Origin of the sequence: Methylobacter tundripaludum SV96 (assembly GCF_000190755.2) — a bacterium.
Lineage (GTDB): Bacteria > Pseudomonadota > Gammaproteobacteria > Methylococcales > Methylomonadaceae > Methylobacter_A > Methylobacter_A tundripaludum.
In genome coordinates this window covers 794,031-818,631 of sequence record NZ_JH109153.1, presented here as the reverse complement: position 1 = coordinate 818,631, position 24,601 = coordinate 794,031, and the positions used below count along the sequence as shown (strand labels likewise).

Genomic DNA, 24,601 nt, shown 5'->3' with positions numbered 1-24,601 from the left:
GCTGATGATTTACAGCGCAGCTGGGCAGTTCCCTTTAGATATTTTCGTGCTTTTCGTGGACAAACTGATTTTTTCCGTTCAAAGCCAGCTTTGAACTCCGAAACAACATTATGGAGGGAATACATTGGACGGTAACGCTGACAACATCGCTATTCCTGCTGACGTGCCGCAGATCGTACGCGAACTGGCGGAACTAACCGGCAGCAATGACTTTACCGTTCAGCCGACCCGCGATGGCATCACCACGCTTTGGATTTCCCGGCCAAACCTGCGCGCAAATCTTCGTTATCTAAAATTGCAGGCGGATTCTCCCTATGGGCTGCTGTTCGACCTGACCGCCATCGACGAGCGCCAGCGCACTCAGCGGCAAGGCCTTCCCGACAGTGAATTTACCGTTGTCTATCATTTGCTCTCGTTCGACCGCAACGAGGATATTCGCCTCAAGGTTGCGTTGACCGAAGCCGATTTGTCCCTCCCGACGATCAGCGATATGTGGCCCTCGGCCAATTGGTACGAGCGCGAAGTATGGGATATGTTCGGCATCGTCTTTGACGGCCACCCGCATCTCAAACGCATCATCATGCCGCCGACCTGGCAGGGACATCCGCTACGCAAGGATCATTATGCTCGTGCGACCGAAATGGAACCGTTCAGCCTTTCCGACCAGCAGCAGGACATCGAACAAGACGCCTTGCGTTTCGTGCCCGAAGATTGGGGCATGCGGCGGCAAAGTGAAGACAGCGATTTCATGTTCCTGAACATGGGCCCCAATCATCCCAGCGTACACGGCGTGTTCCGCATCGCCCTGCAACTGGATGGCGAGGAGATTGTCGATGCGCTGCCGGACATCGGCTATCACCATCGCGGCGCGGAAAAAATGGGCGAACGGCAGTCCTGGCACACCTACATTCCTTACACGGACCGCGTCGATTATCTGGGCGGATCTATGAACAACCTGCCTTACGTGCTGGCCGTGGAGCAACTGGCCGGAATCCAAGTTCCGGAACGCGCCCAGGCCATTCGCGTGATGATCTGCGAACTCTACCGTCTTGCCAGTCATCTGTTGTTTTACGGCACTTACGCCCAGGACTTGGGGCAGATGTCGCCGATCTTTTATATGTTTATCGATCGCGAAAAGGTGTTCGATATACTGGAATCGATCAGCGGCGCGCGAATGCATTCCAGTTACTTTCGAATCGGCGGTGTCGCGATGGATTTGCCCAAAGGTTGGGATAAACGCATACGCGAGTTTATCGATTATTTACCCGACCGTCTGGATCAATACGACAAGCTGGTGCTGCAAAACAGCACCCTCAAGCGCCGCACCCAAGGCATCGGCGCGTATACCACGGCGGAAGCGATCGATTGGAGCGTGACCGGCGCGGGCCTTAGAGCCACCGGATTGGCATGGGATTACCGCAAAGCGCGTCCTTACTCCGGCTACGAAAACTACGAATTTGAAATACCCACCGGCCATCGCGGCGACTGTTACGACCGTTGCACCGTGCGGGTCGAGGAGATGCGCCAGAGCCTTCGCATCATCAAACAATGCCTGGAAAATATGCCGGAAGGGCCTTACAAGGCCAGTCATCCATTGACCACGCCGCCGCCCAAAGAAAAAACGCTGCATGATATAGAAACCCTGATCCAGCATTTTCTCGCTGTGAGCTGGGGGCCGGTGATTCCAGTCGGCGAGTCCTGCGTAACCGTCGAAGCGACCAAGGGTTTGAATGCCTACTATCTGACCAGCGATGGCGGCGGCATGTCGTATCGCACCCGTATCCGCACGCCGTCCTTCCCGCATTTGCAGATGATTCCGATGATGTGCCGGGGCATGATGGTCGCCGACCTGATTGCGATACTGGCGAGTATCGATTTTGTGATGGCCGACGTGGACCGCTGAGATGAACGAGCCAATTTTTGAAGGTTTAAGCCTCGCCGAAATCCGGGAGATTAACGCCGAGATGAGTCATTACGAAAATAAAACCGCCGTCTCCATCGAGGCGCTGAAAATCGTCCAAAAACACCGGCGCTGGGTTTCCGACCAATGCCTTATTGCGGTGGCCGAGCTGTTGGACATATCACCGGCGCAACTGGAAGGGGTGGCGACTTTTTACAACCTGATTTACCGCCAACCCGTCGGCAAGACCGTCATTCATTATTGCAACAGCGTGACCTGTTGGATGCTGGGCAGCGACCAAGTAGGCGAAAGCTTGTGTCGGCATTTGAACGTCGAGTTGGGCGAAATGTCCGCGGACGGCGAATACACGGTATTGCCGATTGTCTGCCTGGGCGCCTGCGATCATGCGCCGGTCGTGATGGTGGGGAATGAGCTGAAGTTCGACATCACCGAAGATGCCGTTAACGAGATTCTCGGAAGGTGAGGCGCTATGGAAACGTTGGCTAAGCCGTTGACTAAAAACATCCGCCCGGATCGCGCTTTTACCACGCTGGCCGATTACGAGAGCACCGGCGGTTATCAAGGGCTACGCAAGGCGCTCGCAGAATTGCAGCCGAAAGACGTGCAGCAATGGGTCAAGGATGCAGGGTTGCGGGGCCGGGGCGGCGCGGGATTCGGTACCGGGCTTAAATGGAGCTTGGTTCCTTTGGATGACCTATCGCAAACGCGTTATCTGGTTGCCAATGCCGATGAAATGGAGCCGGGAACCTTCAAGGACAGAATGCTGCTGGAACAGGACCCGCACCAGCTGATCGAGGGCATGATCATTGCGGCCTATGCCATTCAGGCACAGAAGGCCTATATCTTCCTGCGCGGGGAATACCATGTTGCCAAGTTTCGTCTCGAACAGGCTTTGCTGGAAGCCAAGTCTAAAGGTTACCTGGGCGAGCATATTTTGAATTCCGCGTTCAACCTGGAGATAGTCCTGCATACCGGCGCAGGGCGATATATCTGCGGCGAGGAAACGGCGCTGCTCAATGCGCTGGAAGGCAAGCGGGCCACGCCCCGTGCCAAACCGCCTTTTCCACTGGTCAGCGGGCTTTGGGGCAAGCCGACCGTGGTCAATAACGTCGAAACCTTATGCAACGTGCCGCACATTTTGCATTACGGCGTCGAGTGGTATCAGGGGCTGGCGCGAGGCGTCGACAAGGGCACCAAGCTGTTCGGAGCCGGCGGACGCGTCAAGCATCCCGGTTTGTGGGAACTGCCGATGGGCACGCCGATCCGGGAAATCATCGAGCAACATGCCGGTGGCATGCGCGACGGTTACAAGCTGCGCGGCTTTTTGCCCGGCGGAGCTTCAACCGATTTTTTGCTGCCCGAACACCTGGATGTGGTCATGGATTTCGAGGCCGTAGCCAAAGCCGGCAGCCGGATGGGCACCGGGGTCATCATCGTTCTCGACGACAAGACCTGCCCGGTACGCATGGTACTGAACCTGGAACAGTTTTTTGCCCAGGAATCTTGCGGCTGGTGTACGCCGTGCCGGGACGGTCTGCCCTGGACGGTCACCTTGCTGAAAGACATCATCGCAGGGAAAGGCCGCATCGAAGATCTTGATACCTTGGCCGGATTAACCCGCATGCTGGGGCCGGGAAATACCTTTTGCGCATTGGCCCCCGGAGCCGTGGAGCCGCTGCAAAGCGCGCTGAAATATTTCCGCGCGGATTTTGAACGCTACATCGCAATGGAGCGTGCGTAATGGCCCGTATTGAAATCGACGGTCAGCCTTATGATGTTCTGGACGGTAACAACCTGCTGTCCGCCTGCCTGTCGCTGGGTCTGGATTTGCCTTATTTTTGCTGGCATCCGGCTCTGGGCTCGGCGGGCGCCTGTCGGCAATGCGCGGTTATCCAATACAAGGATGCCGAAGACAAACGCGGGCGCTTGGTCATGGCCTGCATGACGCCGGTAGCCGATGCGATGCGCATTTCCATAGCCGCCGAACAGGCGCGGCAATTTCGCAGCGATAATATCGAACTGCTGATGACCAACCATCCCCACGATTGCCCGGTCTGCGAGGAAGGCGGCGAATGTCATTTGCAGGACATGACGGTCATGACCGGCCACACCTTTCGTCGCTACCGGGGTCTGAAACGAACCCATAACAACCAGAACCTCGGTCCCTTTATCAATCACGAAATGAACCGCTGCATCGCCTGCTACCGCTGCGTGCGTTTCTATGACGATTATGCCGGGGGCAAGGATCTTCAGGTGTTCGGCATGCATAACAACGTCTATTTCGGACGTTTTGAGGACGGCGCACTGGAAAACGAATTCAGCGGTAATCTGGTCGAGGTTTGTCCTACCGGCGTTTTCACCGACAAAACCTTCAGCGCCCACTATGCGCGAAAATGGGATTTGCAGACCGCGCCCTCGGTTTGCGCCCATTGCGGCCTGGGCTGCAACACCGCTCCCGGCGAGCGCTACGGCGAGCTCAGGCGCGTGATCAACCGCTATAACGGCGAGGTCAACGGCTATTTTCTCTGCGATCGGGGGCGTTTCGGCTACGGTTTCGTCAACAGCCCCAAGCGCATCCTTAAACCGCGGCTCGACGATCAGGAGATCAGCGCCGATGCGGCGGAAAGCCATTTCCGCCAACTGCTGAAAGCGGGTAAACCGGCGATCGGCATCGGTTCGCCGCGCGCCTCGCTGGAAGCCAATTTCGCTTTGCGCACGTTGGTTGGAGAAGAAAACTTCTTTCTCGGTTTGGAGGATACCGAACATATCTTACTTAACACCATTGTCGAACTGATGCGTCACGGCGGCATCCATTCCCCGTCGCTGAGGGAAGTCGAACAAGCCGATGCGGTGCTGATTCTCGGCGAAGACGTAACCCACAGCGCCCCAAGGCTGGCGCTTTCGTTGCGGCAGGCGGCGCGGAATGCCTCATTCGATCTGGCCGGTAGCCTGCATATTTTGCCCTGGCAGGATGCGGCGGTCAGGAATCTGGAGAATCAGGCTAAAAGTTCCGTGTTTATCGCGAGCATTTGCGCCACCCGCCTGGATGACGTGGCCGCGAACACTTATCGCGGCAGCCCGGAAGACATTGCCCGTCTGGGCTTTGCCATCGCCCATTGTCTTGACGAGTCGGCCCCCGCGCCTGCCGCTTTGGGCGATGCCGAACAAGCGCTGGCAGTAATTATTGCCGACAACCTGAAACAGGCGAAACGTCCGCTGATCGTATCGGGAACCAGTTGTGCGAGTCTCGACGTCATTCAGGCGGCTTACAACGTCGCCAAGGCGCTGCCAGCAACAGACAAGCAGCTGATGTTCACTGTTCCTGAATGCAACAGTCTCGGTTTGGCAATCATGGGCGGAGCAAGTTTGCAGCAGGCTTTCGAACGGATCGGCACCGGCCTGGCCGATAGCGTGATTATTCTTGAGAACGATCTCTACCGCCGGGTGCCGGGGCCGGAGCTGGATAGGTTTCTGGAAACCGCGGCGCATGTGGTTGTCATCGACAGCCTGGAAAATAAAACCACGGCGCAAGCCGAATTGCAGTTGCCTGCGGCGACTTTCGCCGAATCCGAAGGCACATGGGTCAATAATGAAGGACGGGGCCAGCGGTATTTTCCGGTTTATCCCGCGACAGATCCGGTGCGCGGCAGCTGGCAGTGGCTGACGAGCGTCATGGAAAATTCTCAATGGCGGCATCACGATGCCCTTACGGCGGCTTGCGCAAGCGCATTTCCCGATCTTGCCGCTATCGTCCAAGCCGCACCGGGGGCGGATTACACCGTCAAGGGCAGCAAGATTCCTCGTCAACCCCACCGCTACAGCGGGCGTACCGCCATGCATGCCGACATCAAGGTCAGCGAACCCGGTCAGCCGCATGATCCGGAAACGCCGTTCGCTTTTTCGATGGAAGGCGACACAGGGCACGTCCCACCGGCTTTATTGCCGGTCATCTGGGCGCCGGGATGGAACTCCAATCAGGCGATCAACAAATTCCAGCAACAAACCGGCGGCCATCTGCGTGACGGAGATCCCGGAGTCCGGTTGATTGAAGCAGCCGGTACTCTGGATTGGTTCGGCGATATTCCGCCAACCTTCAGGCCGGAACAAGGCCGCTGGCGGATCATGCCGCTGCCGCACATTTTCGGCACTGAGGAATTAAGCGGGCAATCGCCAGCGATAGCCGAACGGTTACCGGCTTTTTGTGTGTTGCTGAATTTTTTGGATGCGGAAACATTGGGAGTCGATAGCGGCGACCCAGTGGAAATCAGCAGTCTTTTAGGCATATCGATTCTAAAGATTCCGGTGCAGATCGAGCCTACCCTGCCACGAGGCTTGCTTGGCATAACAGCGGGATTGCCCGCATTCCAGTCCATGAAAACCTGGACTCAGGTAACGGTAAAGAAAGTGAATCAGGAGGATCGGTTATGAATGCAGGTCTGGGCGATGCGACCGACATCATCGGCATTATGGTCTCGGTGATCGTCGTTGCGGCGATGCTGGTTTGGGTGGAACGCCGTTTGTTGGCGGTCTGGCAGGATCGCCTGGGACCCAACCGGGTCGGGCCGTTCGGATTGATGCAGGTGGCGGCGGATATGATCAAGATGTTTTTCAAGGAAGATTGGATTCCGCCTTTCGCCGACAAGCCGGTATTCGTACTGGCCCCGACCATCGTATTCATCACCATGCTGACCGGTTTCGCCGTGATCCCGTTTGCACCGGGCGTCGGCATCATCGATTTCAACTTCGGGCTGCTTTACTTTCTGGCGCTGTCCTCGCTGTCGGTTTACAGCATCGTGCTGGCAGGCTATGCGTCCAACAACAAATACTCGCTGCTTGGAGGCCTGCGTGCCGCGGCGCAAACCGTCAGTTACGAGGTATTCATGGGCATTTCGATCATGGGCGTGGTGATGCTGTCCGGCACCTTCAATTTAAGGGAGATTGTCGAAGCCCAGCGGGACGGCTGGTTCATCATTCCCCAATTTCTCGGCTTTATCATCTTCCTGATTGCCGTCGTCGCCGAGAGCCGCCGGACACCGCTTGACTTGCCGGAAGCCGAACAGGAGCTGGTGGCCGGTTTTCACACCGAGTATTCCGGCATGAAATTCGGCATGTTTTTCGTCGGCGAGTATCTCGGCATTACGCTCAGCTCGGCGATGATCGTGACGCTGTTTTTCGGCGGCTGGTTGGGTCCCTGGCTGCCGCCGCTGCTATGGTTTTGCCTGAAAACCGCCGTCGGCATCATGTTTTTTATTCTGCTGCGGGGGGCGTTGCCGCGGCCCCGTTACGATCAATTGATGGGTTTCGGCTGGAAAGTGCTGCTGCCGGCGGCGCTGTTGAATTTGCTGGTGACCGGCGGTGTCGTCTTGTCATTGCACAGTCGGGCTTCTCCTCTAGCGCTAGCCAATGAGCGAGGTTTAAGCGGCTACCAACTTAAGCTGGAACACAGTTTGAGGTTAGCTAGTTCCCAAGCTCCAGCTTGGGAATTCGGTGTGGGAAGCTCTAGCTTCCCGTCTCGCGAAGCTAGAGCTTCACTTTCTGGGTTCCCAAGCTGGAGCTTGGGAACCAGAGCGTCAGAAAAGGATAAAAGATGCTAAGTCAACTGCGATCATTATGGGAAGTTTTGAAGCATACGTTCGTCAAGCCGGATACGGTCGAATACCCGGAACAGAAACCGGCGCTGTTTCCCCGCTACCGCGGACGCATCGTGCTGACCCGCGACCCTGACGGCGAAGAGCGCTGCGTTGCCTGCAATCTGTGCGCGGTAGCTTGTCCTGTGGACTGTATCGTCTTGCAGAAAGCCGAGGACGAGAACGGGCGCTGGTATCCGGAATTTTTCCGCATCAATTTTTCCCGCTGCATTATGTGTGGATTTTGCGAGGAAGCCTGCCCGACCAATGCCATTCAACTGACGCCGGATTTTGAAATGTGCGAATACGACCGTCAGAACATGGTTTACGAAAAGCAACACCTGTTAATTGACGGTACCGGAAAGTATCACGATTACAACTTTTACCGCGTAGCCGGGATGACGATCGACGGCAAGGCCAAGGGGCAGGCTGAACACGAAGCGCCGCCGGTCGATGTGAAAACCTTGTTACCGTGATTTTATCGTTCCCACGCTGGAGAGACTGTGAAAGTATTATCCAAATTAGGCTAAAAACATTTTTCACCACGAAGACACGAAGAACACGAAGTTTTCAATGTATTGAATTAAAACGATTGTTTTTCTTCGTGTCCTTCGTGTCTTCGTGGTGAATTCTTTAATTTTTTCTAAAAACGAATACTTTCACAGCCTCCGGAGCATGGGAATTATTAATTAACCTGATCAGGAGAACATGATGGCGTTGACTTTGTTTTATATCACTTCCGCCGTTGCCGTTTTCGCGACGGTAATGATGATTACTCGGCTCAATGCGGTGCATGGCTTGTTGTACCTGATTTTATCCCTGCTGGCCGTCGGCGTTTTGTTCTTTCTGTTGGGCGCGTATTTTGCCGCGGTGCTGGAAGTGATTATTTATGCCGGGGCCATTATGGTGCTGTTTGTTTTCGTGATCATGATGCTCAATCAAGGACAAAAGACCCTAGAGCAGGAACGCGCCTGGTTACAGCCGGGTATCTGGATCGGGCCGTCACTGCTGGCATTGATTCTGTTCGTCGAAATGCTGGTTATTGTGGTGTCTGGCGGTAGCGCCGAAACCGGCTATGCAGTGAGCGCCAAGCAGGTGGGGGTAGCATTATACGGCCCCTATCTGCTCGCTGTGGAACTGGCCTCGATGTTGCTGCTGGCCGGTCTGGTCGGCGCTTATCACCTGGGAAAACCGATGATCAAGATGACAAGGGCCGGGGGAAAGTCATGAGAGGAGGTTCCGACTTCCTACGAGCTCCGAGCGAATTCCTGCGCCGCACGGTGCGCTCATCGTTATACACATTTCCCAATGGCTCCAAATCTCCAGTTTGGGAATCGGCGCCAAGGGTTACCGATAGCTGGAGTGCAGGCTTCGCCTGCAAGCGCGAGCAAAGCTTGCACTCCCGTTGCGCTTCAATACATAACAACGCGCATAGGCTTGCCGGCGGAGCGGAGACGACTCGGGAATTTTTGCCGGAATCCTTCAGTCGCTTATGTATAGCGATGAGCGCGGCGCGTGGGAATGAGGAAAAATGCGGGGAGGCGTCATGAACGGAATTCCGATGGAGCATGGCCTGTTGTTGTCTGTCGTGTTGTTTGTGCTGGGGTTAACCGGGGTATTGGTGCGGCGTAACCTGATCATGATTTTGATGTCCCTGGAAGTTATGCTCAACGCTACAGGGCTGGCTTTTATTGTGGCCGGGTCACGCTGGGGACAGGCGGACGGGCAAATCATGTTCCTGCTGATATTAACGCTGGCCGCGGCGGAAGTGGGGGTCGGGCTGGGATTGGTGCTGCAAATTTTCCGCCGTTTCCATACGCTGGATGCGGATTCGTTGAACGGGATGAAAGGGTAGGGGATGAAAGTGATCGAACTGCTAGGGTGGGTATCGTTGTTTCCGTTTCTGGGGTTTACGCGGGTTCCCAAGCTCCAGCTTGGGAACCAGGATGACGAAGCTCTCGGCAACAGCTCCCTGCGTTGCTCTCGATCGCTATTCCATACGCGATTCTACCATCCATGCAGTCGCAGCTTCGCGAGACAGGAAGCTGGAGCTTCCCGCACTGAATTCCCAAGCTGGAGCTTGGGAACTAGCACTGACTCTCGTTCCCGCGCGCCGCGTGGGAACGAGCAAGGGGGCCGAAAGTGATTGAACTGCTAGGCTGGGTGCCGTTATTTCCATTTCTCGGATTTTTAATCCTGATATTGGCGGGTGAACGACTTTCCAAACCGCTGATTGCTTGGGTGGGCGTCGGCAGTGTGGCTGCTTCGGCGTTATTGGCAGCCCTGATCGGAGCCGAATTCCTGAATGGAACGATGCAGCCTTACCGCTTGGTATTAGGAGTCTGGATGGAAGTTGACGATCTGTCGATACCCTTCGGTTTCTATCTTGATGCGTTGACGGTCACGATGCTGTTTGTCGTGACCGGTGTCGGCTTTTTAATCCATGTCTATGCTGCCGGATTTATGGACGACGACCCCGGCTATGCGCGTTTTTTCGCCTATATAAACCTGTTTGTATCCGCGATGCTGGTGTTGGTGCTGGCCGACAATCTGGTGCTGCTTTACCTGGGCTGGGAAGGTGTCGGACTGGGCAGCTATCTGCTGATCGGCTTCTGGTATGAAGATCCGAACAACGGCTATGCCGCACGCAAGGCGTTTGTGATGACCAGGGTAGGGGACACGGCTTTATTGGTCGGATTGTTTCTGCTGTTCACGCAGCTGCACACCTTTGATATTCAGCTCCTGATGCTCCGGGCTACCAGCCAGTGGACTTCCGGCAGCCTGTTGCCTGTAGCTGCCGCCGCCCTGTTGCTGGGCGGTGCGCTGGGCAAATCCGCGCAATTGCCGCTGCAATCCTGGCTGCCCGACGCCATGGCAGGCCCGACGCCGGTCAGCGCGTTGATTCATGCCGCTACGATGGTTACTGCGGGCGTTTACCTGATTGCCAGAACCCATGCCTTGTTCATAATGGCTCCGTCGGTTCAATTCGCCGTCGCTGGGATAGGTGCAACCACCTTATTGATGGCGGGTTGCTCGGCACTCGTTCAAACCGACATCAAGCGTATTCTTGCCTATTCAACCATCAGCCAGATTGGTTACATGTTTCTCGCATTGGGCGTCGGGGCATGGTCATCGGCGATTTTCCACCTGCTGACCCATGCCTTCTTCAAGGCGCTGTTGTTCCTCGCCGCAGGCGCGGTGATTTTCTGTTTTCATCACGAGCACAATATTTTCAAGATGGGCGGGCTGCGTAAAGCCATGCCATTAGCTTTCTGGAGTTTTATGATCGGCAGTGCCGCGTTATCCGCACTGCCTTTTACTTCCGGCTTTTACAGCAAACACGAGATTCTGTTGGCAGTCTTTGATGCCTCTCCCGGTTTATGGGCGGCGGGCTGTCTGGGCGCAATCATCACAGGTATTTACAGTTTCCGTCTGATCTTCGTGGTCTTTTTCGGCAGGAAATGCCCGGTCACTAAAGCCAGAGTGGGTTGGCAAATGAGCGTGCCGCTGATCTTGTTGGGCGCGTTGGCGCTATTGGGCGGCACGCTGAAAATCCCGCTGGATTCGGTATTTCCTGTTTTATTCAACCATGACCACACGTTTGACCTTGTTTCGGTCGTCACCGCTTTGGCGCCTTTTGTCGGCTTGCTGATCGCGGTATTGTTTTATCTTACCCACACTTTTTCAGCCCAGCGTCTTGCAGGTTCCGGCTTGGCAAACCAGATGCGGATATTCTGTTTTAACGGTTGGGGCATCGATGCGCTGTATGGCGCATTAGTGGTGCGGCCTTTTAAATCCATCGCCAAACTCAATAAAAACGATGCGGTGGATGGCATATACGTTGCGATAGCGTTACTTAGTCGGGTAGGGTGCAGCAGGGTCAGCGCGTCCCAGACCGGGCGTATCCGTTGGTACGCCTCATCCGTAGCACTCGGCGCGGTGGTCATTATCGCGATAGGGTGGCTGTCGTGATACTGCCTATGCTTATTGGCGTTTTGCTGCTGGGTGGATTCGCGGCCTGGTTCTCAGCGCGCTGGAGTCCGATAGCTCCGCGTTGGGTGGCGATCGTTACCCTGACTGTCGAGGCGCTGTTGCTGGTATTGCCCTACGCGGTGGCGGAGCATGTAGACGATCTGTCATCAGCCTGGTTTGCCGACTTTTACGGCCCGTGGATTCCACGCTTCGGCATCAGTTTTCATCTGGCTATGGATGGGCTCAGTCTGCTGCTGATAACGCTGACGGTATTGCTCGGGTTTATGGCGGTCAGCAGTTCCTGGACCGAGATCAAGGATCGGCAAGGTTTCTTTTTCTTTAATCTGCTGGCGTGCCTGGCCGGTACCGTCGGCGTGTTTCTGGCGGTTGACCTGTTTCTGTTCTTTTTCTTCTGGGAATTGATGATTACCCCGATGTATTTTCTGATCAGCATCTGGGGTCATGAAAACCGGACTGATGCGGCAATAAAGTTTTTCATTTTTACGCAGGTGAGCAGTCTGTTGATGCTGTTGGCGATCATAACTTTAGTGCTGTTGCACTATAACTCTACTGGCATCTATAGTTTCGATTATTTCGAATTGCTCAATACGGTGCTTGAACCCCATGTCGCCTTTTGGCTGATGCTGGGATTTTTTATCGCGTTTACGGTCAAACTGCCGATGGTGCCTTTTCATACATGGTTACCGGACGCCCATACTCAAGCACCAACCGGCGGCAGCGTGATTTTGGCTGGCGTGATGCTTAAGACCGGCGCTTACGGCTTACTGCGTTTTGTCATCCCGTTGTTTCCTGATGCGGCGCATCAGTTTGCCCCGATTGCGATGACGCTGGGAGCTGTGAGCGTGCTTTATGCGGCGATGATGGCTTTTGCCCAGTCTGACCTGAAACGGCTGATTGCTTATACCAGCGTCAGTCACATGGGTTTTATCCTGCTGGGGGTGTTTTCCTGGAACTTGCTCGCCTTGCAGGGTTCGGTCATCACCATGCTGGCTCACGGCATCAGCGCCTCCGCGTTATTTATGATTGCCGGTGCGCTGCAAGAACGCCTGCATACTCGGGAAATGGGCAATATGGGAGGGCTCTGGCCCGCATTGCCCAGGTTGTCAGCGTTGACGCTGTTCTTTGCGGTGGCCTCGCTGGGTCTTCCGGGATTGGGAAACTTCATGGGTGAATTTTTGGTGTTGCAGGGGGCTTTCAGCGTCAATATGTTATTGGTCTCCGTGGCGGCTTTGGTGCTTATTCTGGCTCCGGTTTATGCGTTGATTATGATACAAAAGGCCTTTTACGGCCCGCCGTCTCAACATTCTCCATTGTCCGATGTCGGTCGACGCGAATGGGCATCGCTAGGATTGCTGGTCCTTGCCAGTGTGTGGCTCGGCCTGAGTCCTCAGGCAGTATTGGACGTATCGGTTCCTGTATTGAAGCAGGAAATGCAAAATTCTATGGTGATGGAGCGCTGATGAATAGTAACCAGCTCATCGCCCTTGCGCCTATCATCACTATCGCGGTAACCGCAGTCGCGGTAATGCTCGGCATTGCTGTCCGGCGGAATTTTATTTTGTCCTGCGGCATTGCCGCCGTGGGAATCGTCATAGCGCTGTCGACACTGGGCATCGCATCGCGGGAAAGTGCGGTTCGGGCGACTTTATTGATTCTGGTGGATGCCTATTCGCTGTTCTACATGGCGCTGTTGCTGTCGGGAGGTTTGGCGGTGCTGGGGTTTTGTTACGACTATTTCAAAGAGCGTGAAGGAGAAAATGAAGAACTCCCATTGCTGCTGCTGACTGCGCTGCTGGGCGGCTTGGTGCTGGTCGGCAGCAGCCATTTTGCGAGCTTTTTTATAGGGCTTGAAATACTCAGTATCTCCCTGTTTGTGCTGATCGGCTATCCGCTAAACCAGTCACGACCGCTGGAGGCAGCGATCAAATACCTGGTTTTGTCCGGCGTGTCTTCGGCTTTTTTGTTGATGGGCATGGCGCTGATCTATTCGCAATGCGGGGAGCTTCATTTCAGCGGCATCGGCGGCTACATGACGAGCCGGGACAATATCAGCGCGATGGTTTTAAGCGGAACACTCCTGATCATGGTCGGGCTGGGTTTCAAGCTTTCGCTGGTGCCGTTTCACTTATGGACACCGGATGTCTACGAAGGCGCACCCGCGCCGGTTACCGCATTTATCGCGACCGTTTCAAAAGGCGCCGTCTTCGCCCTTCTGCTTCGATATTTCATCACTACCTATAGTTATGATTACACGCCGTTACTGACTGTTTTCAGCGTTATTGCCGGTTTATCCATACTGGGCGGCAATCTGTTGGCGCTGCTGCAAACTAATGTCAAGCGTTTGCTGGCCTATTCGTCTATCGCGCACATGGGGTATCTGCTGGTCGCATTTATTGCGGGCGGAAGAATTTCTTCAATGTGGGTCGTCGAGTCCGTTAGCTTTTATCTGCTGGCTTATTTCATTACCACGATCGGCGCTTTCGGGGTCGTTTCGGTACTTTCAACGCCGCAAACGGAAGCGGATGACATTTCTTGTTATCGCGGGCTGTTTTGGCGGCGGCCATGGCTAGCCGCGACTTTTACCCTGATGCTGCTGTCGCTGGCGGGTATTCCGCTGACCGCCGGGTTCATCGGTAAATTCTATATCTTTACCAGCGCAGCCGATGGCCGGTTGTGGGGATTGCTGCTCGCTGTTATCGTTGGCAGCGGCCTGGGGCTTTATTACTATTTGAGGATCATCGTTGTGATGTCGATGAACGTCGACGGAGCGGCAATTAAACCGCCCCAAGATTGGGTATCCACCGCCATACTAGCCGTTTTAACGATGCTGCTGGTTTGGTTCGGCATTTATCCCGGCCTGTTGGTGAATGTCATTCAGTCGGTCTCTTATGCGATGGAATGAATAGGGTGGTTTTTCGATTGGCGTATATAAGCTATCAACGGGTGATCAGGGGGCTTTATATTTGGGTGCGACTTGGGGGGCTAAGAGTATCTTAAGTCCTTGGTTTAAATGGTGGCGATAGGTGGGCTTGAACCACCGACCCCGGAGTTATTAATCCCATGCTTATTATGTAAATATTTACTAATCAGTCGCTTGCAAGACTCGCCAAGTCTGAACCTATTGCATACTTACGACAGTCAACGCCGGTTAAATTCTGGCATAGTGACAAAATTACTACACCGATTTTGCGATAAATAGAGCCCATCGCGCCGTCGATGCGACAGGTTTTTATGGGCGCCATTGATGTGGAAAAATTCCGGTCTTTGCGGCAGATACTGCACAGCGGCGAAGCCTTGCTGCATTCGCCGTAAGTTCGAGCGCAAAATTGTCTGCCTATTTTTTTGCTTTATCGGTTTGAGTCTTGTCCGTTTTGGTCGCCGGTTTTTCAGCTTGGGTCGGGGTTGCTTTGGTGTTGTCCGAAGGCGCTTTCAGCAGTTGGGGCGGTGACTGATTTGCACCTTTTGTTGTTTCTATCTTCGCGGCTTGAGGCTGTTGTGCCGGGGGTATTAAGGTGTCATTGCCTATCAGCAAGGGTAGGGCGTTCAGAGAGCTTCCAGTGACGACAATTTTTGCGTTGTTCGAGCGCGCCAATTCGAGCGTCGCGTTAATGCCGACCAGGCGTAAATAATTAGGCACTTCTTTTGTGCCAATATTGTCGAACAGTGCCTGTACGCCTTCTCCTTCGATGCGTTTGCGCTCTTTTTCCTTGGTTTCGACTTGCAGGCGGAAATCGTATTCGAGTTGGCGTTGGAATTGTTCAACTTTAGACTCTATGGCAGAGGCAATCCGCTCAGGAAGTGTTATCGATTTCAGCATTATTCGATCAAACACGATCAGCACGGTATTCTTCGCGCTATAGGAATTCTCCTCACGTAACTCAGCAAGCATTTCTGCCAATATTTTGTCTTGAGCCTCTTCCCTGTAAGTGCTGTAAAATTCTTCTGCTGTATAGTTGGCAATGATTGATCGTGCCGTGGTTCCTAATTCAGGTTTTAGTATTAGGTTGAGATAGTCCGGCCCAACTTCTTTATGCAGCATGCCGAGCGTTTCCGGCTTAACACGGAAAAGAAACGAGATATGTGTGGCAACTAACAAGCCATCTTTAGTTATAACATCGTATTCTTGGTCGACCAGCTGTGCCCTTGCATCGTAATCGTACAGCTCGTCCCAAGGGAATTTTAGGTGCGTACCTTCTGGAACTGCCGGCCCGAGGTCTGTACCGTTATAAAAACGGTACCACCTTACCCCGAGGTGACCGGCCGGAATGGTTACCAGCATGGTTGGCGATAAGTAGACAAACAACAGTCCCATGATCATCACCGCAAGAGTGATGGTCATCATATATTTTTCGTAGAATCGTTTTAGAACTGGAAATTGCATAGATTCGTGCTACTGGAGTGAATTGCTATTGATGTCCGATACTATGCGTCCTTCTTCAAGGGCAATGCATCTATCCGCTGTGTCAAAATAACGGTCATCGTGAGTAATGGCGATAATAGTTTTGCCCAATGCTTTCAAGTGCGGCAATAGTTCCTGATAGAATTTGCGGCGGAAATGAGGGTCTTGGTCTGCGGCCCATTCATCAAGTACGATAATGGGCTTGTCTTCCAGTAGCGTTACCAGTAAAGCGAGGCGCTTGCGCTGCCCTGTACTCAAGTCTATCGTATCGAAGGTATTGGCATCCTGTAAGCGGACTTTACCTAATATTTCAAGCAGCAGGCACAATTCTTCGATGACCTCGGGATTGGGGACGTTGAGGCCGTACATTCGTTTGAATAAGTGGTAATCGGAAAAAATGACTGAAAATTTGCTGCGATAGGCCGTATAGGTTTCTGCTGAGAGAGCTTGCTGGTCGATGCGGATAACGCCTTTTTCGGGATAATAAAGTCCGACCAATAGCTTGACTAAGGTGGACTTTCCTGAGCCGTTACCGCCCGTGATAAACAGGGTATCGCCCTGGCGGATGCTGAAGTTGAATGGGCCCACCGTAAACATGTTTACCGATTTACTGTCCGTATAAGTAAAGCTGACCGTGTCGAAATGTATTTCTTCAAATTCGGCAGGTAAGGGGCGCTCGATCATTCCCGGTATTTTGGTCGCGAGGGATTGGAGCAGATGTTCTAATCGGACCAGGTTTTCGGCTGCGGCATTGGCGGTAGCGAATATGGGTATCGCTTGGGTGACCATGGCCAGGGGGCCGACGATAAATAACATGGCGGCTGCGGTACGTGCGGCGGCTCCCGCTTCGACGCTGAAAAACATCGGTGCTACGAACACGATGAGGCCAAGCAGAAGGAAAATCATGGTCTGGCTTAGCATGAACTCCTGGGCTGCGCGGCCTTGGAATGCAATTTTCACGTCGCGTGCCCGTGTGGCGGCGATGTCAATCTCCGCCAAAATGTCAATACGCCGAGGCACGCTCATTTTGACTTCCTTAAAGCCTTCGAGTACATCGCGTAGGCCGTCGTATAAATGATTTTCTTCCTTGAAAACTGTGTTTAGTTCCTCACGTAGCGTGAGCATGTGCCGCAGGATTAGCACCATGGATAAAGCGATAAAACTTAGGCTCAGGGCAAACGCTACCTTATTGATGAGAAACACATAGACCATAGACAGTGCGATCATGATGACCGATTGAACCGCTATCACCAGTATGTTAGAGGCTTGGGATATAGTTTGCGTATCTCGGATCATCCCCGCGAGAATTTCAGAGCGCCCGACTTGCTCTAAAGACAACAGCTCTGCATGGCTGATGTTTTCTACCAATGCCATGCGTAAGTTATGGATCATTGATTCTACTTCAGTGGCGGTGATGCGCATCAAGCCGCGTTGGCTGACAATATAGATACCGATGACTAATCCGAACATGGCGATAGTGCGCAAGTCCAGCGTAGCTTGCTCAACGCCGGCGGAAGTGTTGATGAGCGTCATCACCAAGACATTGCTCACACCGGAAAGCAGGGCGAGTATAATGAATACGTGCGCCGACGTTTTTACGTGTCGGCGAATCAGTTCGATCAGGGGCATGGAAAATACGTCGGTCGGCTAGACTAAGTCCGCGATGCGGTAAGTTTTGATTTTTTTACAGAGGGCCTGGTGATGTAAAGGATCAATAGCATTACAAAGGGTGTAATCACCAGGGATAGGACAAACGTAATAAGGAATCCAGGTCTCCGACCAATGGCGCAACAACTAACCAATAGCAAAATTATTAAATAATATACGGCAAGGAGCGGTAGCGTTGTCATAGTGAAGGATGTTTAGGCAATGTTGAACCTTTGAGCGGAGTTCTTTGAGGGAACTCCTTAATTACGTCTTCAAAAGTAAGATTAGCAGAAGCATTGTCGATTAGAGTTGCTTTGCGCCTGCTTAAGCTAGTGTTTTATTCACTTTTTTGGATTTCAATGCTGCTTCGAACTCGCGCTGATAATGGGCGCGTATTTTGTCTGCATCGAAAGTGAGCAGGGTGCCGCCGGTTTGGAAATGTTCGGAAAAGACTTTGCCGACTGCATAGGTTGAAGCGAAAGCCAACGCCGGGCCAACAAGATACCAAGCCGCCATGCCTATGAATGGAATCGTTCTAACCAGGCTGGCAACGCCTCCTGCTATGCCAAGTGGGGCAATGCCGCCAACCAGTGAGCCCACTAATGCTTTGGCGCGAGATTCTTCAAAGGGAACATCGAAGGCTTTGGCCAGGTCATACACCATCTTGACCTGAACACCGCTAATTAACACGGTATCTATGAGCGGTAGTGGAATGATGCCGATACCCGCCGCAATCAGGCTATAACGTTTAATGACCGGGCTTGCTGTGGCATCGGCGTCGATGCCATTTTCTGCTAAGAAAGTAACTTCTTCGTTTACGGTAGCATTCATGAGTCTCACTCCTTAAATATATAAAGCTGGTTTTGGGATGGTTTGAACGAATCTTACACTATGCAAGCCGACTACGCTATATAAAAAAACGGCATATCGATCAAGTATATTATGGGCCTACATGTGAGCATAGGGGACCTTTGACATCCGTTTAGTAAAATTTTGCAACGGTAACGCTTCAGACTATCAGCTAGGTGGAGTCTCTTGATTTTCTGACACTTTTTCCATCCAGCTGCCGCCAAACGCTTTGTATACATTGATCACTGCTTGCAATGAGTTACTTTGAGCCGTTGCGAGGGCGAGTTCTATGTTAAACAGATTGCGTTGCGCATCCAAAACTACCAGGTAATCGGTAAGGCCGTTATTGTAACGTAGCCATGCAAGCCTGCGATATTCGCGCAGGGCAATGACTTGACGGTTTAAAGCCTGTACTTGTTCTTGGATTTTACTGTTATCTATTAGCGCATTTTCGGTTTCTTGGAAGGCTTGCAGCAGCGTTTTTTGATAGCTGAATAGCGATTCTTGTTCACGTGCTTCGGACGCTTTTACTTGGCCGGCGATTTTGCCGGCGGTGAATAACGGCATGGCCAATCCTAAACCGTAGTTCCACGCGCCTGCCGGTCCCGACAGCAACTGGCTGAAATCGGCGCTGGCGCCGCCAAATGATCCAGTTACTGTGAATTTAGGGAAGTATGCGGCTTTGGCTACGCCGATATTAGCGTTGGCGGCGATTAAATCCTGCTCCGCTTTGCGTATATCGGGACGGCGGGTTAATAACTCCGAGGGCAGACCTGCCGGTATGCTGGGCAAGTGCAGCTCGGTCAGCGCTAATCCGCGTTGTACTGCGGCGGGGTTATGACCCAGAAGCACGCTCAATTCGTGTTCTTTTTGCGCGACCAGCGATTCCAGTTGCGGCACTGATGCCGCGGTATTATGCACCTCCGATTCTGCTTGCCGTACTTCAGCACTTGAGTTGAGTTCCCCTTCGAATCGCGCTCGGGCGATACGATACGCTTCACGCCGGTCCACCAACGTGCGTTTGGCAATTTCCAAGCGCTGGTCCAGTTCGCACAATTGCACGTAGGAGCGGGCCACGCTGGTGACAAGAGTCAGCACCACCGTGCGGCGGGTTTCTTCTTGTCCATACAGGTTGGCGCGGGCGGCTTCGGTGGCGCGCCTTAATCTGCCCCATACGTCGATTTCCCAGGAAAGGTTTAGTGCAGCCTGAATATTGTCGGAGGCGGGAGTTGGCAATGCTCCCGCGGTTACGCCGGAAATTTGTTGCCTTTGGTATGACGCACTGCCACTGATTTGTGGAAACAGGTCGGCACGGGTCACGCTGTATAGGCCCAAAAACTCTTCCACAGTGGCCGTGGCGATTTGCAGGTCTTTGTTATGCAGTAGCGCCTGTTCAATGAGTTGGGTCAGACGGGGATCGCCGAATTGTTCCCACCAACGGGTATCGCTGGCCGCAACGGTTTCGGCCGGGGCAAAACGCCAAGCATCAGGTATCGGTGCAGTCGGCTTCTGGTAATCCGGGCCGATCATAAAACAGCCGGTTAGAGCTAAGGGCAGCAATAGGGGAATAGAAATATGGCGCATGATTAGATTTCCTGTTTTGCAACAATGTCGTCGGTTCGCTTCGCTGCTCGGTTCACTCGAATGCCTTCCAGCAGCACGAAAAATAACGGCACGAAAAACACCGCCAACAAGGTGGCGCTAACCATGCCGCCCATAATGCCCACACCGATGGAATGGCGACTGTTTGCGCCCGCACCCGTGCTAAGAACCAAGGGCAATACGCCAAGAATGAAGGAAAAAGATGTCATCAGAATCGGACGAAAGCGGAGTCGGCAAGCTTCCAACGCGGCATCCACCACATTCATGCCTTGCTCGTGTTTAAGCGACGCGAATTCAATAATGAGTATGGCGTTCTTGGCGCTGAGTGCGATGAGTGTGACCAGGCCGATTTGGAAGTAAACATCGTCCTGCATGTGACTGGCCCAGACGACGAGAAAGGCGCCGAACAAGCCGAAAGGGACCGACAACATGACGGCGAAAGGCAGTACCAGCCTTTCGTATTGGGCTGCGAGAATCAGAAATACCATAATGATGCCGTAGATAAACGCAGAACCGGATGAGCTGCCGGATGCTTTTTCCTGAAATGACTGCCCGCCCCAAGCGAATGACATGCTGTCCGGTAGGACTTCTTGCGCTGCCTGTTCCATGGCTAACATGGCTTGGCCGGAGCTATAGCCCGCTGCCGCGCCGCCATTGATGCGGGCTGCCGGGAAACCGTTGAAACGGCTGATGGCGTTGGGGCCGTTAGCATAATGCACGCTAATCAAGCTGCTTAGGGGGATCATCGATCCGGATTTGCTGCGTACAAAAACTTTTTCAATATCCTCGGGACGGCTGCGGTATTGCGGGTCCGCTTGTAGCAATACCCGGTAGGTGCGGCCGAATTTGTTGAAATCGTTGACATAGGTGGTATTGAACATACCTTGCAAAGTGTCGAACACATCGCCGATAGCTACGCCCATGGCCCAGGCTTTGTCTCGGTCGAGCTTGATGGATAGCTGTTGCGAGTTGGAGTTAATGGAGGATGAGACGCCTTGCAATTCGTGGCGCTGGTTAGCTTTGGCGATAACTTTCTGGGTCATGGCTTCCAATGTCGCGGTATCGCCGACACCCTGATTGAGCAACCAGAATTCGAAGCCGCCAGCCATGCCGAGGCCGGGGATGGAGGGCGGATTCATGACCATTACCAGCGCTTCTTTGATGCTGGAGGCCTGTTGCATCAAGCTGCCCAGTACGTTTTCGGCTTGCAGTTCGGGTTTGACTCTATCCTTCCACTTTTTCATGGCGAGAAATAATACCCCGGCATTGGTCGCATTACCGCCATCCATCAGATTCATGCCGGTAATAGAGGCTATATCGCGTAATGCCGGATTATTTTTTACCAAGGCTTCCACTTGCTGTACCACGGTGCCGGTGCGATCCAGGCTGGCAGCATCGGGCAGCATCACGACGGTAAACAGGGTGCCCTGGTCTTCGGGAGGAACAAAACTGGTGGGTACGATTTTAAACAGGCCGACGATGGCGAGAATCATACAAAGGTACAGCGCTATGCCAACGGCGGTATGTCGTAACAGCCAGCGGATGCCGTTGAGGTAGCGTTGGGTGGCTTTTTCCAGCGTGGCGTCGAACCATTGAAACAGGCGCGGTTTTTGGTGCTCGGTCGGCTTGATAAGGATGGCTGCCAGCGCAGGGCTCAGGGTAAGGGCAACGATAGCCGATAGGGCCACCGATATGGCGATGGTGATGGCGAATTGTTTGTAGAGTTGCCCGGTCATGCCGCCGAGGAAGGATACCGGGAGAAATACGGCAATGAGCACCAAGGTCGTGGCGATCACGGGTCCTGCAACCTCAGACAGGGCGTGAGTTGCGGCTTCGCGGCCCTTAAGTCCCAGTTCGCGCATATTTCGCTCGACGTTTTCGATCACCACGATAGCATCGTCAACCACCAGTCCGATGGCCAGCACCATGCCGAACAGGGTCAGCGTGTTAACTGAAAAGCCCAGAATGTACATACCCGCCAAGGTGCCGATAATGGATACCGGTACGGCCAAGGTCGGAATAAGAGTGGCGCGCCAATTTTGCAGGAATAAGAACACTACCGCGATAACCAAAATAATGGCTTCAAAGAGGGTGTGGATGACTTCCTCAATGGATATTTCGACAAATTCCGTCGTGTCGTAAGGAATGCCATAGCTGATACCTGCCGGAAACGTGGCGGATAGGCGATCCATGGTTGCCCTGACTTGAGCGGCTACGTCCAGCGCATTGGCGCCGGGTTGTTGATATACCGCTATCAGGGTCGCGTTGTCTCCGTTAAGCCGGGTCAGCATGTCATAGCTCTGCGCCCCCAGTTCCACCTTTGCGACATCGCGCAAACGGATGGCGGCACCGTCACTGTTGGCGCGCAGGATAATGTCTTCAAACTCTTTCGGATCGGTGAGGCGCCCTTCCGCCGCTATAGGCAAGGTGAGCGAGACGGGCTGGGACGTCGGTTTTTGCCCAATCTGGCCGACGGCGAACTGGGTGTTCTGCTGGGATATTGCGTTACGGATGTCCGATGTGGTGATACCGAGGTGCGCCATATTGTCAGGTTTTAACCAAATGCGCATGGCGTAATCGGAGGAACCCATTGGGGCAACTTGGTTGGCCCCAGGAATCTGCTTGAGTTTGTCCAGTACATGCAGACTGGCGTAGTTACTGACGTAAGTGGGGTCGTAACGGCCATCCGATTTGATCGCCACCATCAACAAAATGCTGGAAGTAGACTTTGTTACCGATACGCCGCCACGGCGTACTTCGTCCGGCAGTTGCGCTTCGGCCATTTTAACGCGATTTTGCACGTCGATCTGAGCCTTGTCGATATCGGTGCCGATGTCGAATACGATGCTCAGCCCCAGAGAACCATTGGATGAACTGGTCGAGGTCATGTAAAGCATGTTTTCGGCCCCGTTGACTTGCTGCTCAATCGGTGCGGCGATGGTTTGTGCCACGGTTTCGGCGCTGGCGCCGGGGTACATGGCGGATACTTGGATTTGCGGCGGGGAAATATCGGGAAACTGCGCTATCGGCAGCTGACGCAAGGCTAATAGACCGGCCATCACGATAACTATCGAGATGATCGCGGCGAAAATAGGCCGCGTGATAAAAAATCCAATGTTCATGGCTGACTCCCACGGGTATTGTCGGCAGGCGGCAGCGGTTTTACCGGCATATTAGGAATCACGTGGCTCATACCGTCCACGACAACCAGCTCTCCGCTGGTTAAACCGCTTTCGATAATCCAGTCATCGCCGTACCAATCGCCCATTTCGACCGGGCGTATTTCCGCTTTATTAGCAGTGCCGACCACATAAAGGTACTTACCTTGTTGGCCTTGCATGACTGCGCGTTGAGGTACCAATATGGCGTTGGGTCTAATGGCCCCTTTCAATGTAACCCGCACAAACTGACCGGGAACCAGTTTCATGTCGGGATTCGCAAATGCGGCGCGAAATTCTCTGGTGCCGGTTTCGGTAGAAAACTGTTTTTCGGAGAAATTCATTTTGCCGCTAAGGGGGTAGACCGAACCGTCCGCCATATGAAGATCCACTACAAAGTTAGCATTTTCAGGCATGATTAACTGTTTTTTCATCATGGCTTCGTTGACTTCCAGCAGACGGGTTTCCGAAGTGCTGAATTTGACCCACATCGGATCGGTCTGGGTTACGGTGGTTAGTAAGCCGTCCTGACCTGGGCTGATAAAACTGCCGTCGGCTTTCTTTGTCTTGCCGCTTAAGCCGGTTAATGGCGATTTGATAGTGGCGTAGCTTAGATTTAATTCGGCTGAAGTGACATTTGCGCGTGCCGTCAGCAAGACCGCATCGGCTTCTGCCAATTGGGACACCGCATCGTCTACGTCTTTTTGGCTGACCGCATTTTGCGCGATGAGGTTTTTAAGTCTTGCCACATTGCGTTTTGCGTTTTGCTGCTTGGCTTCCTGTTGTGCCAGTGTGCCTTTTTGCCCTTGCAAGGCGGCGGCAAACGGGCGGTCGTCCATTTGAAACAGCACTTGTCCTTTCTGCACCAGCGTGCCTTCTTCGTAGAGGCGCTTATCAAGAACGCCTTCAACGCGAGTGCGGATTTCCACAAGGCGGGAGCTTTCCGTTTGACCGACGAATTCCCATTCTATCGGGATCGTGTGAGCTTCAACACGCTGGATGGCGACTTCCGGAGCCGGAAATTCCGGTGCTGCATGTTGCTCTTGGCATGCAGTCAGGATTAGGGGCAGCAGGCAAAGAAAGGGAATGGGTAGGCGCGGATTTGGTTTCACGATGTGCCTCGAATTTATCCGGTTACAAGATTAGAGTGAACAATAAAAACAATGACCGGAGGTTACACAGCAAAAAGTATCCGTATGGAATTTTTTTGTGGCGTATGACTGGAGCGATTTGCTTTTAGATTTAGTTAAAAAAATCAATTGCTTATATTTTAATGATTTTTTGAGGTCTATTATAGGTTATTTTTATGTTAATTCGATTATACATAGTGTATTACATCATTATCGCTCTTTCATGAGACGGTTAGCGTAAGCTCAGAAACCACATTAAAAACACACGAAAAGCC

The 24,601-nt window shown here is 53.2% G+C and carries 16 protein-coding genes and 1 pseudogene; 11 read left to right on the top strand and 6 right to left on the bottom strand.

Annotated elements, in window-relative coordinates; translation table 11 throughout:
• Nucleotides 1–163 precede the first annotated feature (163 nt).
• The 11 genes and pseudogenes from nuoC (at nt 164) to METTU_RS16405 (ending at nt 14,443) form a co-directional block, all read left to right on the top strand.
• Nucleotides 164–1,903 (top strand): NADH-quinone oxidoreductase subunit C/D, encoded by a 1,740-nt coding sequence (gene nuoC / locus METTU_RS16460; protein ID WP_050897816.1) that lies wholly within the window; start codon nt 164–166, stop codon nt 1,901–1,903.
• A 1-nt stretch (nt 1,904) separates the two neighbouring features.
• Complete coding sequence (gene nuoE, locus METTU_RS16455; protein ID WP_006892933.1) at nt 1,905–2,384, top strand: NADH-quinone oxidoreductase subunit NuoE; 480 nt, start codon at nt 1,905–1,907, stop codon at nt 2,382–2,384.
• A gap of 6 nt (nt 2,385–2,390) precedes the next feature.
• On the top strand, nt 2,391–3,662 hold the full coding sequence (gene nuoF / locus METTU_RS16450) for an NADH-quinone oxidoreductase subunit NuoF (RefSeq protein WP_006892932.1): 1,272 nt from the start codon (nt 2,391–2,393) through the stop codon (nt 3,660–3,662).
• Nucleotides 3,662–6,349: an NADH-quinone oxidoreductase subunit NuoG gene (gene nuoG, locus METTU_RS16445; RefSeq protein ID WP_006892931.1), complete on the top strand. Its 2,688-nt coding sequence runs from the start codon at nt 3,662–3,664 to the stop codon at nt 6,347–6,349. Before nuoF ends, nuoG begins: the two co-directional genes overlap by 1 nt.
• Nucleotides 6,346–7,293, top strand: a pseudogene (nuoH, locus tag METTU_RS16440) (NADH-quinone oxidoreductase subunit NuoH); the annotation flags it as partial. The gene nuoG and the pseudogene nuoH, both read left to right, overlap by 4 nt.
• A gap of 215 nt (nt 7,294–7,508) precedes the next feature.
• A complete protein-coding gene (gene nuoI, locus METTU_RS16435; RefSeq protein ID WP_006892929.1) occupies nt 7,509–8,024 on the top strand; it encodes an NADH-quinone oxidoreductase subunit NuoI in 516 nt (171 codons plus the stop codon).
• 232 nt (nt 8,025–8,256) lie between these two features.
• Nucleotides 8,257–8,778 (top strand): NADH-quinone oxidoreductase subunit J, encoded by a 522-nt coding sequence (gene nuoJ / locus METTU_RS16430; RefSeq protein ID WP_436969955.1) that lies wholly within the window; start codon nt 8,257–8,259, stop codon nt 8,776–8,778.
• Nucleotides 8,779–9,094: 316 nt separating this feature from the next.
• Nucleotides 9,095–9,403: an NADH-quinone oxidoreductase subunit NuoK gene (nuoK, locus tag METTU_RS16425; RefSeq protein ID WP_006892926.1), complete on the top strand. Its 309-nt coding sequence runs from the start codon at nt 9,095–9,097 to the stop codon at nt 9,401–9,403.
• Nucleotides 9,404–9,690: 287 nt separating this feature from the next.
• Nucleotides 9,691–11,520, top strand: a complete 1,830-nt coding sequence (gene nuoL / locus METTU_RS16415; RefSeq protein ID WP_006892925.1) for an NADH-quinone oxidoreductase subunit L — start codon at nt 9,691–9,693, stop codon at nt 11,518–11,520.
• Nucleotides 11,517–13,001 carry an NADH-quinone oxidoreductase subunit M gene (gene nuoM / locus METTU_RS16410; RefSeq protein ID WP_040581369.1) on the top strand — a complete coding sequence of 495 codons (1,485 nt, stop codon included), beginning with the start codon at nt 11,517–11,519 and terminating at the stop codon, nt 12,999–13,001. Before nuoL ends, nuoM begins: the two co-directional genes overlap by 4 nt.
• Nucleotides 13,001–14,443, top strand: coding sequence for an NADH-quinone oxidoreductase subunit N (locus tag METTU_RS16405; protein ID WP_006892922.1), 1,443 nt, complete (start codon nt 13,001–13,003; stop codon nt 14,441–14,443). Before nuoM ends, METTU_RS16405 begins: the two co-directional genes overlap by 1 nt.
• Before the next feature lie 432 nt (nt 14,444–14,875).
• Here the strand turns inward: METTU_RS16405 and METTU_RS16400 are convergent, their stop codons facing one another.
• From METTU_RS16400 to METTU_RS16375, 6 genes are all read right to left on the bottom strand, one after another.
• Complete coding sequence (locus METTU_RS16400; protein ID WP_050897794.1) at nt 14,876–15,883, bottom strand: prohibitin family protein; 1,008 nt, start codon at nt 15,881–15,883, stop codon at nt 14,876–14,878.
• 48 nt (nt 15,884–15,931) lie between these two features.
• Nucleotides 15,932–17,569: a cyclic peptide export ABC transporter gene (locus METTU_RS16395; protein ID WP_006892918.1), complete on the bottom strand. Its 1,638-nt coding sequence runs from the start codon at nt 17,567–17,569 to the stop codon at nt 15,932–15,934.
• A 342-nt stretch (nt 17,570–17,911) separates the two neighbouring features.
• On the bottom strand, nt 17,912–18,418 hold the full coding sequence (locus METTU_RS16390; protein ID WP_006892916.1) for a YcjF family protein: 507 nt from the start codon (nt 18,416–18,418) through the stop codon (nt 17,912–17,914).
• Between the two features lie 186 nt (nt 18,419–18,604).
• Nucleotides 18,605–20,020 carry an efflux transporter outer membrane subunit gene (locus METTU_RS16385; RefSeq protein ID WP_006892915.1) on the bottom strand — a complete coding sequence of 472 codons (1,416 nt, stop codon included), beginning with the start codon at nt 20,018–20,020 and terminating at the stop codon, nt 18,605–18,607.
• A 2-nt stretch (nt 20,021–20,022) separates the two neighbouring features.
• Entirely contained in the window at nt 20,023–23,160 is a 3,138-nt protein-coding gene (locus METTU_RS16380) for an efflux RND transporter permease subunit (RefSeq protein ID WP_006892914.1), read from the bottom strand.
• Complete coding sequence (locus tag METTU_RS16375) at nt 23,157–24,308, bottom strand: efflux RND transporter periplasmic adaptor subunit (protein WP_006892913.1); 1,152 nt, start codon at nt 24,306–24,308, stop codon at nt 23,157–23,159. Before METTU_RS16375 ends, METTU_RS16380 begins: the two co-directional genes overlap by 4 nt.
• Between the last annotated feature and the right edge of the window lie 293 nt (nt 24,309–24,601).

Bases quoted from the DNA above. Each gene is read 5' to 3' on its own strand.
- METTU_RS16400 (WP_050897794.1), bottom strand. From the start codon at position 15,883: ATGATGACCATCACTCTTGCGGTGATGATCATGGGACTGTTGTTTGTC.
- nuoK (WP_006892926.1), top strand. From the start codon at position 9,095: ATGAACGGAATTCCGATGGAGCATGGCCTGTTGTTGTCTGTCGTGTTG.
- nuoG (WP_006892931.1), top strand. From the start codon at position 3,662: ATGGCCCGTATTGAAATCGACGGTCAGCCTTATGATGTTCTGGACGGT.
- nuoI (WP_006892929.1), top strand. From the start codon at position 7,509: ATGCTAAGTCAACTGCGATCATTATGGGAAGTTTTGAAGCATACGTTC.
- METTU_RS16390 (WP_006892916.1), bottom strand. From the start codon at position 18,418: ATGAATGCTACCGTAAACGAAGAAGTTACTTTCTTAGCAGAAAATGGC.
- nuoJ (WP_436969955.1), top strand. From the start codon at position 8,257: ATGATGGCGTTGACTTTGTTTTATATCACTTCCGCCGTTGCCGTTTTC.
- nuoE (WP_006892933.1), top strand. From the start codon at position 1,905: ATGAACGAGCCAATTTTTGAAGGTTTAAGCCTCGCCGAAATCCGGGAG.
- METTU_RS16395 (WP_006892918.1), bottom strand. From the start codon at position 17,569: ATGCCCCTGATCGAACTGATTCGCCGACACGTAAAAACGTCGGCGCAC.
- METTU_RS16380 (WP_006892914.1), bottom strand. From the start codon at position 23,160: ATGAACATTGGATTTTTTATCACGCGGCCTATTTTCGCCGCGATCATC.
- nuoF (WP_006892932.1), top strand. From the start codon at position 2,391: ATGGAAACGTTGGCTAAGCCGTTGACTAAAAACATCCGCCCGGATCGC.
- METTU_RS16405 (WP_006892922.1), top strand. From the start codon at position 13,001: ATGAATAGTAACCAGCTCATCGCCCTTGCGCCTATCATCACTATCGCG.
- METTU_RS16385 (WP_006892915.1), bottom strand. From the start codon at position 20,020: ATGCGCCATATTTCTATTCCCCTATTGCTGCCCTTAGCTCTAACCGGC.